This window comes from Mycobacterium sp. NGS51 (assembly GCF_059812525.1).
Map to the genome: position 1 here is coordinate 67,416 of NZ_JCALCV010000009.1, position 12,879 is coordinate 80,294.

A 12,879-nucleotide genomic window follows, 5' to 3' on the forward strand; every position below is an offset into this window, starting at 1 on the left:
CCCGGTGACCCGCCCATGACACTGCCGGCGCTCATCGCCTGCGACGTGGACGGCACCCTGGTCAACAATGCAGACGCGATCACTCCGCGTACCCGGCAGGCGGTGCGCGCCGCCGTCGCCGCCGGTGCGCAGTTCGTCTTGGCCACCGGACGTCCGCCGCGCTGGGTGAAACCGGTCGTCGATGCGCTGGGGTTCGCCCCGATGGCGGTGTGCGCCAACGGCGCCGTCATCTACGACCCGGCGACAGACCGCGTGGTGTCGGCCCGAACGCTGTCAGTGGATTTACTGGGGGAGCTGGCCGACATCGCCGCTCGCGCCATCCCGGGCGCCGGACTGGCCGTCGAGAGGATCGGCAGCCGGGCGCACGACACCGCCACACCACAATTCATCAGCTCGCCGGGCTACGAGCACGCCTGGCTCAACCCGGACAACACCGAAGTGTCCATCGAAGATCTGCTCAGCGCGCCCGCGGTCAAATTGCTGATCCGTAAGGCCGGTGCCCGCAGCGAGGACATGGCAGCCGAATTGACCAAACACCTGGGCGTCGAGGGCGACATCACGTACTCCACCAACAATGGCCTGATCGAGATCGTGCCGCCCGGCATCAGCAAAGCCACTGGCATCGACGAGCTGGCCCAGCCACTGGGCATCACCGACGACGATGTGGTGGCTTTCGGCGACATGCCCAACGACGTGCCGATGCTGTTGCGCGCGGGGCATGGCGTGGCGATGGGCAACGCTCATCCCAAGGTCATGGCCGCCGCCAACGAGGTCACGGCACCGAACACCGACGACGGCGTGGCGCGCGTCTTGGAACGGTGGTGGCTGTAACGGGTCTAGCCGACCAGGGGCGAGAAGCGCTCGAGTTGTACCGGCGGACCTTCCGGTGAGGTCGGTGGCAGTACCTCCGCGACGCCGTCGATGACCCGGGTGATGCGGCCATCCTCCCGGTCGAAGTTCAACGTGCCGTGCTGGAAGTTCTGTTTGATCCACAGCGGTTCTTGAATCTCGGCACTGGTCGGCAGGCCGAGCACGCCCCGCTCGTAACCCAGCGAGGCCCAGGCCTCGTAGATGGCGCCGGTCACCGGTTGCGCACCGGTTTCCGGCGACCAGTACATCGCGCCATGGTCGAAAGTCGCATACCGCGCGGAGCCGGCCGCGACGGCTTCTGGCGAGGTCGGCTCCCCCAGCGCGCCGTTCGCTCCGCCCATTTCCTGCCATCGGGCGTGGATCGCCCCGCCGTCCAGCGCTGCCGCCAAGTCAGCAGGCCCGGGCGGGTCGTTGAACCGGGCAGCGGTATTGCGAATCTCGGGCATCAGCGGGTAGGCGAGGTGTCCCGGGCAGTCGGTGTTGCTGACGTCTCGATGACTGAAAATTGTCGGCAGTGTGGGCGTGGCCCCCGCCGCGAAATGGGTGTTGGCCCCGCCGGCCGAGGTCAGCGTGACCGTTCCCAAGGGGTCGACGTGATCCAGGCCGAGCCGCCAGCCGAGCAGCCTGCCGATGGTGCGCAACTGAATCGGCGTCGGCGGCACGTCGTCGAAGTTGCCGATCATCGCCACGCCCCAGGTGCCGCGGTTGAACCCGCCGGTGTGATCGCCCGTCACCGGGCCGGTGAGCCCACCGGCGCGCCCCTCGAATACCTGCCCGTATTTGTCGACCAGCGCGTTGTAGGCGATGTCGCACCAGCCCAGCATTCTGGTGTGGTAGGCGTAGATCGCCTGAACGATCCGGGCCGAGTCCTCCGGCTCATAATCGTTGCTCTCGGCGGTGTGGTGTACCACGCTCGCATGCAGCCGATCGTGGTACGGCGGGTTGTGGCACCGCACCACGTCGTCGGCGCCCCATTGGGAGCGGCCGATGACGTTGGGTGGCTGGCCTGGCGCGATGATCGCCGTCGGCGGCGTCCACTGCGGATCGGCCGGCGCCTGCGGGGGCGAAATCAGGATCGCGGAGAGATTTTGCGGCAGCGGTTGTTCGAGCGTCGCCGGCAGGTAACCGAGGTCGGGCTTGGCGGCCGTCGCACTCGGTGGCGGCGAAGTCACCGGCGCGCCGGCCGGTCGGCTGACTGCGATCTGCACGGCGGTTGTGGTGCCGACGAAAACCGGCTCGGTGCCGCGCGCGACGTGCGGCGACGCCCCATCGGCGCCGTCGGGGCCCAGCGTCTCGGTGTCATACCAGCGGCCCCAGGAACCGTCGACGCGCTTGGCGCGCACCCGCGCGGAGGTTCCGGTGAGGTCTCCGCCGGTCAGCGCCACCATCGAAAAAGGTGTGGGCTGGCTGATTTCGCGGACCGTGACGCCGCCACCAACGCCGATCAGTGGCTGCTGGCTCAGGTGCGTGTCTCCACCCGGCGGATGATCCCCGGGTTGCCGAGTCGGAGCCGCCGCCCACGGCAGGATGACGGCCGTTGCCGCGATCGCGGTGAACAGCAGCCTGGGCGGATGGCGGCGGAGCGGCACGAACCGATGTTACTTATGTGACCTATGTTGCCTGTGATACGACACGGCACCGGAGTGAGGGAAGTTAGCCCGCCTGGTAACGGCACCGCAGAGTCTGGCCGCGAACGCGGGGCTCACTCTGCGGTGCCGTCAGGGGGCAGGTCCTTACCTCAGAACTCCGTTAAGGGGTTGGTACCGGCACGGCGGCTGCGGCCGGTGCGGCGCCCTGCATAGCCTGCGAGATCGACGGCATCACCAGCCCCTTGAGCAGGTCGATGGCCTGGCTGGCACCCAGTTGGTTGGCGGCGCTCATCATGTCGTTGACGATTCCGCCGCTGCCACCCGATGCGGCTGCCGGTGCGGCACCCAAGGACGGATCGCCCAGGATCGGGTACGTCCCGCCGAGGCCCGGATCCAATCCGATCGGTGCGCTGATCGGCACCTCTCCGGGTGACGTCAGGCCAGGCAGCGTCCCAGCCGGGCTGGTCAGCGACGGATCGATACCCGCGGGACTGGTCAGCCCAGGTGTCAACCCGGCCGGGTTGGTCAGCCCCGGCGTCGTCAGGCCCGGGTTGGTCAGACTCGGATCGGTAAGACCCGGCGTGGTCAGACCCGGCGTGGCACCCGGAGTCAGGCCTGGCGTCGTAAGACCCGGCGTCGTGCCCGGCGTCACGCCGGGCGTGGTCAGACCCGGCGTCGTGAGACCAGGGGTGGCGCCCGGCGTGGTCAGACCCGGCGTCGTGAGACCAGGGGTGGCATCCGGCGTGGTCAGGCCGGGGGTGGCCAGACTCGGATCGGTGAGACCCGGCGCGGTCAGGCCCGGCGAAGTCAAACCGGGACTGGTCAGGCCAGGACTGGTCAGGCCCGACGAGACCGCCGCGGGACTGCCGCCCAGGCTCGGCACCGGCGGCATATTGATCCCGAACTGTGAAAGTCCTTGGGTCAGGGCGGACATCAGTTCGTTGGGCAGATCCGTCATGACGGCCGCCTGCACGAACTCCTGATGATCGGGCGCCGGCTTGGAATCAGCCGCTAGCTGGCAGACAGTGACATAAGCAAAAGGACTTGCGACCGCCAGAGCGGCGACTGCGCTCATAGCCGTCGAGAGCCTGCGTCGACGTCGGTTCGGCACGGAAGTCTCCTCAATCTGGACTGCATGGTCGTCGGTGTCATGCCGGTGAAGCGCGACATGGAGCCTGAATACCAGGCCACGTGATCGATGGTACTGATGTGACTGTTGGGACTAGTGTGGCGATATCGAATCGTGAACCAATCGCGACCTTCGTCACCTCGCGGGCGCTGTTTCGCCATGTGTGGCTTCGCTGTTGTGCGCGACGCTCGACGTATGTCACCTTCAACCCGGCACTCCCGGAGCCGCGTAGCGGGCTGGAGCCGCGCAGTCGGATACCCTAGGCAACCGATGACTTCTCGTTTCGACCTCTTTGTCGTCGGCTCCGGCTTCTTCGGCCTGACGATCGCCGAGCGTGTGGCCACCCAACTCGACAAGCGCGTGCTGGTCGTCGAGAAGCGCCCACACATCGGCGGTAACGCGTACTCCGAGCCCGACCCGCAGACCGGGATAGAGGTGCACAAGTACGGCGCGCATCTGTTCCACACATCCAACAAGCGGGTGTGGGACTACGTCCGACAGTTCACCGAGTTCACCGGTTACCAGCACCGCGTGTTTGCGTTGCACGACGGGCAGGCCTACCAGTTTCCGATGGGCCTCGGCTTGGTCTCGCAGTTCTTCGGCCGCTACTTCACTCCTGACCAGGCGCGCGAGCTGATCGCGCAGCAAGCCGCCGAAATCGACACCGCTGACGCGCAGAACCTCGAGGAAAAGGCAATCTCGTTGATCGGACGCCCGCTTTACGAGGCGTTCGTCAAGGGCTACACCGCCAAGCAATGGCAAACCGATCCCAAAGAGCTGCCCGCAGCCAACATCACCCGCTTGCCGGTGCGTTATACCTTCGACAACCGCTACTTCAACGACACTTACGAGGGGCTGCCGGTCGACGGATACACCGCGTGGCTGCAGAACATGGCCGCCGATGACCGCATCGAGGTACGGCTGGACACCGACTGGTTCGACGTCCGAGACGAGCTGCGCGCCGACAATCCGGATGCTCCGGTCGTCTACACCGGCCCGCTGGACCGCTACTTCGGCTACGCTGATGGACACTTAGGTTGGCGCACATTGGATTTCGAAGTCGAAGTGCTGCCCACCGGAGATTTCCAGGGCACGCCGGTGATGAACTACAACGATCCGGACGTGCCGTACACCCGCATTCACGAATTTCGCCACTTCCACCCCGAGCGGGACTACCCGACCGACAAGACGGTGATCATGCGGGAGTACTCGCGGTTCGCGGACGACGAGGACGAGCCCTACTATCCGATCAACACCGAAGCCGACCGCGCCCTGCTGACCGCATACCGCGCCAGGGCCAAAGCCGAGACGGCGTCGTCGAAAGTGCTCTTCGGAGGACGCCTGGGCACCTATCAATATCTCGACATGCACATGGCCATTGCCAGCGCACTGAACATGTACGACAACGTTGTTGCGCCGCACCTGCGCGATGGCCTGCCGTTAGAGGAAAGCATCCGCGGATGAGTGAGAAAGCCGTGAGCCTACTGGCCCGTGTCATCTTGCCGCGCCCGGGCGAACCGCTCGACGTGCGCAAGCTATACCTGGAGGAGTCGACGACCAACGCTCGACGGGCGCACGCCGCGACGCGTACCTCGCTGCAGATCGGCACCGAGTCTCAGGTGTCGTTCGCCAGCTATTTCAACGCTTTTCCGGCCAGCTACTGGCGGCGCTGGACGACGCTGACGACCGTGGTGCTGCGCGCCGAGCTGACCGGCGCCGGGCGGGTCGACGTGTATCGGACCAAGGCCACCGGAGCCCGGATTTTCGTCGAGGGGCGCGGATTTGCCAGCGACGCCGACCAGGCGGCGGTGATCGAATTCGAGATCGGCCTGCAGCCGTTCGAGGACGGTGGCTGGGTCTGGTTCGACATCACCACCGACAGCGACGTCACCTTGCACAGCGCCGGCTGGTATGCGCCGGCGCCGGCGCCGGGCGTGGCCAATATCGCGGTCGGCATCCCCACCTTCAACCGGCCCGCCGACTGCGTCAGCGCACTGCGTGAGCTCACGTCGGACCCATTGGTGGACAACGTGATCGGTGCCGTGATCGTGCCCGACCAAGGTACTACGAAGGCCCGTAACCACCCCGATTTCCCCGAAGCTGCCGCCGCACTGGGCAACCGGCTTTCGATCCATGACCAGCCCAACTTGGGCGGTTCCGGCGGATACAGCCGGGTGATGTACGAGGCACTGAAAAACACCGACTGCCAGCAGATCCTGTTCATGGACGATGACATCCGCATCGAGCCCGACACCATCTTGCGGGTGCTGGCATTGCACCGCTTCGCCAAGTCGCCGATGTTGGTGGGCGGCCAGATGCTCAACCTGCAAGAGCCGTCCCACCTGCACATCATGGGTGAGGTCGTCGATCGGTCGAAGTTCATGTGGACCGCGGCGCCGCACGCAGAGTATGACCACGACTTCGCTGAATATTCCCTGAGCGACAAGAACATTCGCAGTAACCTGCTGCACCGGCGCATCGACGCCGACTTCAACGGCTGGTGGACGTGCATGATCCCGCGGCAGGTCGCCGAAGAACTGGGTCAACCACTGCCACTGTTCATCAAATGGGACGACGCCGACTACGGCCTGCGGGCCGCGGAACACGGCTACCCCACCGCCACGCTGCCCGGCGCCGCGATCTGGCACATGGCGTGGAGCGACAAGGACGACGCCATCGACTGGCAGGCCTACTTCCATCTGCGTAACCGGTTGGTGGTGGCAGCCATGCACTGGGACGGCGACATCATCGGCCTGCTGCGCAGCCACCTGAAAGCCACGCTGAAACACCTTGCCTGCCTGGAGTATTCGACGGTCGCAATTCAAAACAGGGCGATCGACGACTTCCTGGCCGGCCCGGAGCACATCTTCTCGATCCTGGAATCCGCGCTACCGGAGGTGCACCGGCTGCGTAAAGCCTATCCAGATGCGGTGGTGTTGCCGGCGGCCAGCGAACTGCCGGCGCCGTCACGCAAAAACACCCAGATGAAGCCGCCGGTGAACCCCCTGGCCATCAGCTACCGGCTGGCCCGCGGGACGCTGCACAACCTCACCAAGGCCGACCCCCGACACCACCAGCGTCCGCAGTTGAACGTGCCGACCCAGGACGCCCGGTGGTTCAAACTGTGCACGCTCGACGGCGCCACCGTCACAACGGCCGACGGCCGCGGCGTGGTCTACCGCCAGCGCGACCGGGCGAAGATGTTCAGCTTGTTGTGGCAATCGCTGCGCCGTCAGCGCCGGCTGGCCAGTCGGTTCGACGAGATGCGCCGCGTCTACCGCGAAGCCTTGCCGGTGCTGTCCAGCAAGCAGAAGTGGGAGACGGTGCTGTTCGCCGCCAGCGGGCCGTCCCCCCGGGCCCGAAAAGACACGGCAGACAGCGTGCCTCGCGATGGCTGACGTCGTGGCCGAAACTGCCGCGCCGCGTGGCGAACTTGCTGTGTTGGTGGCTGTCCAAGCAGCGCTGGCCGATCGGCCGGGAACGCTGGCCGCGGCGCGGGGTCTATCGCATTTCGGTGAGCACAGCATCGGCTGGCTGGCTGCCTCAGCGCTCGGCGCGCTCCTGCAGCCGCGGCGGCGCCGGGCGTGGCTGCGGGTCGGGGCCGGAGCCTTCGCCGCGCATGCGGCGGCCGTGCTGATCAAGCGGCTGGCGCGACGCACCCGCCCGGATCATCCGGCGGTCGCAGTGAACGTCGGCACACCGAGTCGGCTGAGCTTTCCGTCCGCGCACGCCACGTCCACCACCGCTGCGGCAATCCTGCTGGCCCGGGTCACCGGGTCACCGCTGCCGGCCCTGCTGGTGCCACCGATGGCGTTGTCCCGGATGCTGCTGGGGGTGCACTATCCGAGCGACGTGGCCGTCGGCGTCGGCGTTGGCGCCGCCGTCGCAGCGGTCACCATGCGGGTTGACGGCCGGCTCAAAGGTGAGGTGCCGAATGGGTGAGGACGTGGTGCCGGTGACCGGACCTCCGGCCAACCTGATCGTCGGAGTCGTCAAGGCGATCCGCCCGCGCCAATGGGTGAAGAACATCTTGGTGCTGGCGGCCCCGGTGGCCGCGTTGGGCACCGACGTCCATTACGACTACGTCGACGTGGCACGCCAGGAAGCCGTCGCGTTCGTGGTGTTCTGCCTGGCTGCATCGTCGATCTACCTGATCAACGACGTCCGCGATGTCGAGGCCGACCGGCAGCATCCCACCAAGCAGTTCCGGCCGATCGCCGCCGGTGTGGTGCCCGAGTGGCTGGCCTACACCCTGGCGGCGGTGCTCGGGGTGGTCTCGCTCGGCATCTCCTGGTGGCTGACGCCGAATCTGGCGGTGGTGATGGCCGTCTACCTCGGACTGCAGTTGGCCTACTGCTTCGGTCTCAAACACCAAGCGGTGATCGACATCTGCATCGTCTCCTCGGGGTTTTTGATCCGTGCCATCGCCGGCGGTGTGGCCGCCGATATTTATCTGTCGCAATGGTTTTTGTTGATGATGGCGTTCGGGTCGCTGTTCATGGGGGCCGGCAAGCGCTACGCGGAGTTGCAACTGGCCGAGCGCACCGGGGCCAAGATCCGCAAATCGCTGGAGAGCTATACCAGCACCTATCTCCGCTTCGTCTGGACGATGTCGGCGACCGCGTTGGTGGTGTGTTACGGGCTGTGGGCGTTCGAGCGCGACCGCTACTCGGGCACCTGGTTCGCGCTGTCGATGGTCCCGTTCACGATCGCGATCCTGCGGTATGCGGTCGACGTCGACGGCGGGCTGGCCGGGGAACCGGAAGATATTGCGTTGCGTGACCGGGTGTTACAGCTGCTGTTTCTGGCGTGGATAGGAACAGTTGGTGCTGCTGTTGCGTTCGGCTAGCGCCGCGCCGGTCTCGTCTCGCCGGTCGGCGTCGGCGCCGGCGGGCCGGCCGGTGTTTCCTTACGACACGACGGTTCGGGTCAGCTTGTGGGTGAGCGTCGCGGTGGTCACCGTGCTGTTCGGCTGGGGGGCCTGGCAGCGGCGGTGGATCGCCGACGACGGGCTGATCGTGTTGCGGACGGTGCGCAACCTGCTGGCCGGCAACGGGCCGGTGTTCAACGCGGGCGAACGGGTGGAGGCCAACACCTCGGTGGTGTGGACCTATCTGGTCTATGCGGGAAGCTGGCTGGCCGGGCCGATGCGGATGGAATACGTGGCGCTGACGCTGGCGCTGGTGCTGAGCCTGCTGGGCATGGCGCTGCTGATGTTGGGAACGGGCCGGCTGTACGCGCCCAGCCTGCTGGAGCGACGAGCGGTGATGCTGCCGGCCGGCGCGCTGGTTTACATCGCGATACCGCCGGCGCGCGATTTCGCCACATCCGGGCTGGAAAGCGGCCTGGTGCTGGCCTACCTCGGGCTGCTTTGGTGGCTGATGGTCTGCTGGTCGCAGGCGCTGCGATCGCATCCGCCGGGCCGAATCTTCATTGGCGTAATGGCGTTCGTCGCGGGCTTAAGCGTCCTGGTGCGTCCCGAACTGGCGCTGATCGGTGGTCTGGCGTTGATCATGATGCTGGTCGCTGCACAGGGTTGGCGGTGGCGGTTGCTGATCGTGGTGTCCGGCGGGCTGCTTCCGGTGGCGTATCAGATCTTCCGGATGGGCTATTACGCGCTGCTGTTCCCCAGCACGGCGCTGGCCAAGGACGCAGCCGGTGACAAATGGCCGCACGGCCTGATTTATCTGTCCAACTTCAACCAGCCCTATGCGTTGTGGGTTCCCGCCCTGCTGTTGTTGGCGCTGGGTCTGTTGTTGTTGACCACCCGTGGTCGGCCCTGGTGGATTCGACACGCACCGCCAGCCGGCTACGGACGGTTGGCGCGCACCGTGCAAAGCCCGGCCGCCGCGGTGGCCTTCATTGTGTTCAGTGGGTTGCTGCAGGCCCTGTACTGGATCCGGCAGGGCGGCGACTTCATGCACGGGCGGGTCCTGCTGGTGCCGATTGTTTGTCTGCTGGCACCGGTGGCCGTGGTGCCGGTGATGTTTCCCGACGGCACGAAGTTCTCCCGGGAGACCGGTTACTGGCTGGCTGGGGCGATCAGCGCGCTGTGGCTGGCGGTCGCAGGCTGGTCGCTGTGGGCCGCGAACTCGCCGGGAATGGGCGACGGCGCCACCCGCGTCACCTACTCCGGCATCGTCGACGAGCGCCGCTTCTACGCGCAGGCGACCGGGCATGCACATCCGCTGACCGCCGCTGACTACCTGGACTATCCACGGATGCGCGCGGTGCTGGTGGCGCTCAATAACACCCCGGAAGGGGCGCTACTGCTGCCCTCCGGCGACTACGACCGCTGGGATCTGGTGCCACCGATCCCGCCGTCGGCAACCGGCGCACCTCAAAAGGCGCCGCACGCCGTCTTTTTCACCAACCTCGGCATGTTGAGCATGAACGTCGGCTTGGACATCAGGGTGCTCGACCAGATCGGATTGGCCAATCCGTTGGCCGCCCATACCGCGCGGTTGCAGTACGGCCGCATCGGTCACGACAAGAACCTGTTCCCGGACTGGGTGATCGCCGACGGCCCGTGGGTCAAGTGGTATCCGGGCGTTCCGGGATACCTTGACGCGCAGTGGGTCACCCAAGCCGAGGCAGCACTGCACTGCCCAGCAACCCAGGCAGTGCTGAATTCGGTGCGCAGCCCGATGGGCCCGCGTCGGTTCCTGTCGAACTTCTTGCACGCCTACGAGTTCACCAAATATCGAATCGACCGTGTCCCGCGCTATGAGCTGCTCAGGTGTGGACTCGAAGTACCGGAATCCGGCGTGGCCCCCTACACGGGGTTGCCGGCGGCAGGCCCGTGAGCCCCGCCGCGACGCTCCCCGACGGTCATTCCGCAGAAAATTTTGGCCACTCGCTTGCCGCGGCAGCACCAGAACCGCGTTGCCTCCGACAGCAACGCCGGATGAGACTGCTCACCGGCGGTAAATCCGTCGTGGGCACATTCATCACGGGGCCGAAACCGGCCCGCTGGCCGCGCCAACCGGCGCGCCGCCGCGGGCTTTCACGCTGCTCTCGATGAGAGAGTTCGCACCACGATGTGGTTGACTACACGAGCACTGTTGCACCTAGCGCATATCTAGCGCATGCAGTTCGACCCGAATATGGGCCAACCAAGGATGAGGAAAGCACGGATGAAGCTTGTTGACAGACTTCGCGGCGCGCTCAAGGGGATGCCGCGCCGCCTCGTTGTCGGCGCCGCCGGGGCAGCGCTGCTGCCGGGGCTGATCGGCGTCGTCGGCAGCTCCGCGACCGCGGGGGCGTTCTCCCGGCCGGGTCTGCCGGTCGATTATCTGCAGGTGCCGTCGGCGGCGATGGGTCGCGAGATCAAGGTTCAGTTCCAGAGCGGCGGAGCCAACGCGCCGGCGGTGTACCTGCTCGACGGCATGCGCGCCCGGGACGACTTCAACGGCTGGGACATCGAGACCCCGGCCTTCGAGTGGTACTACCAGTCCGGTCTGTCGGCGGTCATGCCAGTCGGCGGGCAGTCCAGCTTCTACAGCGACTGGTACAAGCCTGCCTGCGGTAAGGCCGGCTGCACGTCCTACAAGTGGGAAACCTTCCTGACCAGCGAGCTGCCGCAATACCTGCAGGCCAACCAGCAGGTCAAGCCCACCGGCGGTGCCGTGGTCGGCCTGTCGATGGCAGGCGCGTCGGCATTGACTCTCGCGGCCTACCACCCGGACCAGTTCATCTACGCCGGCTCGATGTCGGCCCTGCTGGACCCGTCTCAGGGGATGGGGCCGTCGTTGATCAACCTGGCGATGGGTGACGCCGGCGGTTACAAGGCCGCCGACATGTGGGGCCCCAAGGAGGACCCGGCATGGCAGCGCAACGACCCGTTGCTGAACGTCGGAAAGATCGTCGCCAACAACACCCGGGTGTGGATCTACTGCGGCAACGGCAAGCCGTCGGAACTGGGTGGCGACAACCTGCCGGCCAAGTTCCTCGAGGGTTTTGTGCGGACCAGCAACATCAAGTATCAGGACGCCTACAACGCCGCCGGGGGCCACAACGCCACGTTCAACTTCCCGGAGAACGGCACGCACAGCTGGGAGTACTGGGGCCAGCAGCTGAACGCGATGAAGCCCGACCTGCAGCGTGTGCTGGGCGCAACGCCTGGCGGCGGTGGCGGCACCACCGAGAGCGCGCCTCAGGGCACCGCGTCCAACGCGGCCAGCCAGGGCACCCCGGCCAGCCAGGGTGGCAGCGGCGGGACGCCGGTTGCCGCGCAGGGCAGCCACGGCTAGGCGCCAATCATCACCGCTGACGGCGGCGACCTTCGGGTCGCCGCCGTTAGTCGTTTCCGGCCCTCCTGTCGCACCCGGTGTGGTTCACTACCTTGCGGGACGGGGCTGCGCGGGGTTGGTGGAGCGACACGAGTGAGGTGGACATGAGGGGCCTGTCGATGCTGCTGCGGATGCTGTTCGCTGCCGTGCTTGCCGTCGCGTTGGGCGGTATCACCGCGACACACATCAGCTCGGCGCATGCGGCAGGTGTCGAAAATCTCATGGTGCCGTCGGGCGCGATGGGCCGCGACATCCCGGTGAGCTTCATGGCCGGCGGCCCGCACGCGGTGTACCTGCTGGACGCCTTTGATGCCGCCCCGGATGTCAGCAACTGGGTGAACGCGGGTAATGCGATGAACACCCTGTCGGGCAAGGGAATCTCGGTGGTCGCGCCGGCGGGTGGCGCGTACAGCATGTACACCAACTGGGAACAGGACGGCAGCAAGCAGTGGGACACCTTCTTGTCCAGCGAGCTGCCGGACTGGCTGGCCGCCAACAAGGGCCTGGCGCCCGGGGGCCATGCGGTCGTCGGCGCCTCACAGGGCGGATACGGCGCAATGGCGCTGGCCTGCTTCCACCCCGACCGGTTCGGTTACGCCGGGTCATTGTCGGGCTTTTTGCGCCCGTCGGGTACGGACGAGACCGGCGCGATCACTGCCGGCATGGCGCAGTTCGGCGGCGTGGATTCCTACGGTATGTGGGGCGCGCCACAGCTGGGCCGGTGGAAATGGCATGACCCGTACGCGCACGCCTCGATGCTGGCGCAGAACAACAGCCGGATCTGGGTGTACAACCCGAGCGGCGGGGCCAGCAACCCGGCCGCGATGATCGGCCAGGAGGCCGTGGCCACGGGCAGCGGCCGGTTCTTCTATCAGCAGTACCGCAATGACGGCGGCCACAACGGGCACTTCGATTTCCCGGCCGGGGACAACGGCTGGGGTTCGTGGAGCGCGCAGCTCGCGGCGATGTCCGGCGACATCGTCGGTGCGATTCGCTAGGC

At 66.6% G+C, this 12,879-nt stretch carries 10 protein-coding genes; 8 read left to right on the forward strand and 2 right to left on the reverse strand.

The annotated features are described in order from the left end of the window. The first annotated feature begins 15 nt into the window (after positions 1 to 15). Positions 16 to 831: an HAD family hydrolase gene (locus tag AC5Y5W_RS13060; protein WP_500012842.1), complete on the forward strand. Its 816-nt coding sequence runs from the start codon at positions 16 to 18 to the stop codon at positions 829 to 831. 5 nt (positions 832 to 836) lie between these two features. Here the strand turns inward: AC5Y5W_RS13060 and AC5Y5W_RS13065 are convergent, their stop codons facing one another. Both AC5Y5W_RS13065 and AC5Y5W_RS13070 read right to left on the reverse strand, forming a co-directional pair. Beyond that, positions 837 to 2,459, reverse strand: a complete 1,623-nt coding sequence (locus AC5Y5W_RS13065) for an N-acetylmuramoyl-L-alanine amidase (protein WP_500012843.1) — start codon at positions 2,457 to 2,459, stop codon at positions 837 to 839. Positions 2,460 to 2,619: 160 nt separating this feature from the next. Then, positions 2,620 to 3,570: a hypothetical protein gene (locus AC5Y5W_RS13070; protein ID WP_500022363.1), complete on the reverse strand. Its 951-nt coding sequence runs from the start codon at positions 3,568 to 3,570 to the stop codon at positions 2,620 to 2,622. A 288-nt stretch (positions 3,571 to 3,858) separates the two neighbouring features. Between AC5Y5W_RS13070 and glf the strand changes: the two genes are divergently transcribed. The 7 genes from glf to AC5Y5W_RS13105 all read left to right on the forward strand — a co-directional run bounded on the left by glf (position 3,859) and on the right by AC5Y5W_RS13105 (position 12,877). Continuing rightward, the gene (gene glf / locus AC5Y5W_RS13075; RefSeq protein WP_500012847.1) at positions 3,859 to 5,052 is read left to right on the forward strand and encodes a UDP-galactopyranose mutase; all 1,194 of its coding nucleotides are present in this window, start codon (positions 3,859 to 3,861) and stop codon (positions 5,050 to 5,052) included. After that, the gene (locus AC5Y5W_RS13080; RefSeq protein WP_500012849.1) at positions 5,049 to 6,986 is read left to right on the forward strand and encodes a glycosyltransferase; all 1,938 of its coding nucleotides are present in this window, start codon (positions 5,049 to 5,051) and stop codon (positions 6,984 to 6,986) included. The genes glf and AC5Y5W_RS13080 overlap by 4 nt, the downstream gene beginning before the upstream one ends. Further along, positions 6,979 to 7,530, forward strand: coding sequence for a phosphatase PAP2 family protein (locus tag AC5Y5W_RS13085; protein ID WP_500012851.1), 552 nt, complete (start codon positions 6,979 to 6,981; stop codon positions 7,528 to 7,530). The genes AC5Y5W_RS13080 and AC5Y5W_RS13085 overlap by 8 nt, the downstream gene beginning before the upstream one ends. Next, entirely contained in the window at positions 7,523 to 8,437 is a 915-nt protein-coding gene (locus tag AC5Y5W_RS13090) for a decaprenyl-phosphate phosphoribosyltransferase (RefSeq protein WP_500012853.1), read from the forward strand. Before AC5Y5W_RS13085 ends, AC5Y5W_RS13090 begins: the two co-directional genes overlap by 8 nt. Then, complete coding sequence (gene aftB / locus AC5Y5W_RS13095; RefSeq protein WP_500012871.1) at positions 8,421 to 10,394, forward strand: terminal beta-(1->2)-arabinofuranosyltransferase; 1,974 nt, start codon at positions 8,421 to 8,423, stop codon at positions 10,392 to 10,394. The genes AC5Y5W_RS13090 and aftB overlap by 17 nt, the downstream gene beginning before the upstream one ends. Before the next feature lie 330 nt (positions 10,395 to 10,724). Beyond that, positions 10,725 to 11,840: an esterase family protein gene (locus AC5Y5W_RS13100; RefSeq protein WP_500022364.1), complete on the forward strand. Its 1,116-nt coding sequence runs from the start codon at positions 10,725 to 10,727 to the stop codon at positions 11,838 to 11,840. A 143-nt stretch (positions 11,841 to 11,983) separates the two neighbouring features. Further along, complete coding sequence (locus tag AC5Y5W_RS13105; RefSeq protein ID WP_500022365.1) at positions 11,984 to 12,877, forward strand: esterase family protein; 894 nt, start codon at positions 11,984 to 11,986, stop codon at positions 12,875 to 12,877. Positions 12,878 to 12,879: the final 2 nt, after the last annotated feature.

Bases quoted from the DNA above. Each gene is read 5' to 3' on its own strand.
- AC5Y5W_RS13085 (WP_500012851.1), top strand. From the start codon at position 6,979: ATGGCTGACGTCGTGGCCGAAACTGCCGCGCCGCGTGGCGAACTTGCT.
- glf (WP_500012847.1), top strand. From the start codon at position 3,859: ATGACTTCTCGTTTCGACCTCTTTGTCGTCGGCTCCGGCTTCTTCGGC.
- AC5Y5W_RS13080 (WP_500012849.1), top strand. From the start codon at position 5,049: ATGAGTGAGAAAGCCGTGAGCCTACTGGCCCGTGTCATCTTGCCGCGC.
- AC5Y5W_RS13060 (WP_500012842.1), top strand. From the start codon at position 16: ATGACACTGCCGGCGCTCATCGCCTGCGACGTGGACGGCACCCTGGTC.
- AC5Y5W_RS13105 (WP_500022365.1), top strand. From the start codon at position 11,984: ATGAGGGGCCTGTCGATGCTGCTGCGGATGCTGTTCGCTGCCGTGCTT.
- AC5Y5W_RS13090 (WP_500012853.1), top strand. From the start codon at position 7,523: ATGGGTGAGGACGTGGTGCCGGTGACCGGACCTCCGGCCAACCTGATC.
- AC5Y5W_RS13100 (WP_500022364.1), top strand. From the start codon at position 10,725: ATGAAGCTTGTTGACAGACTTCGCGGCGCGCTCAAGGGGATGCCGCGC.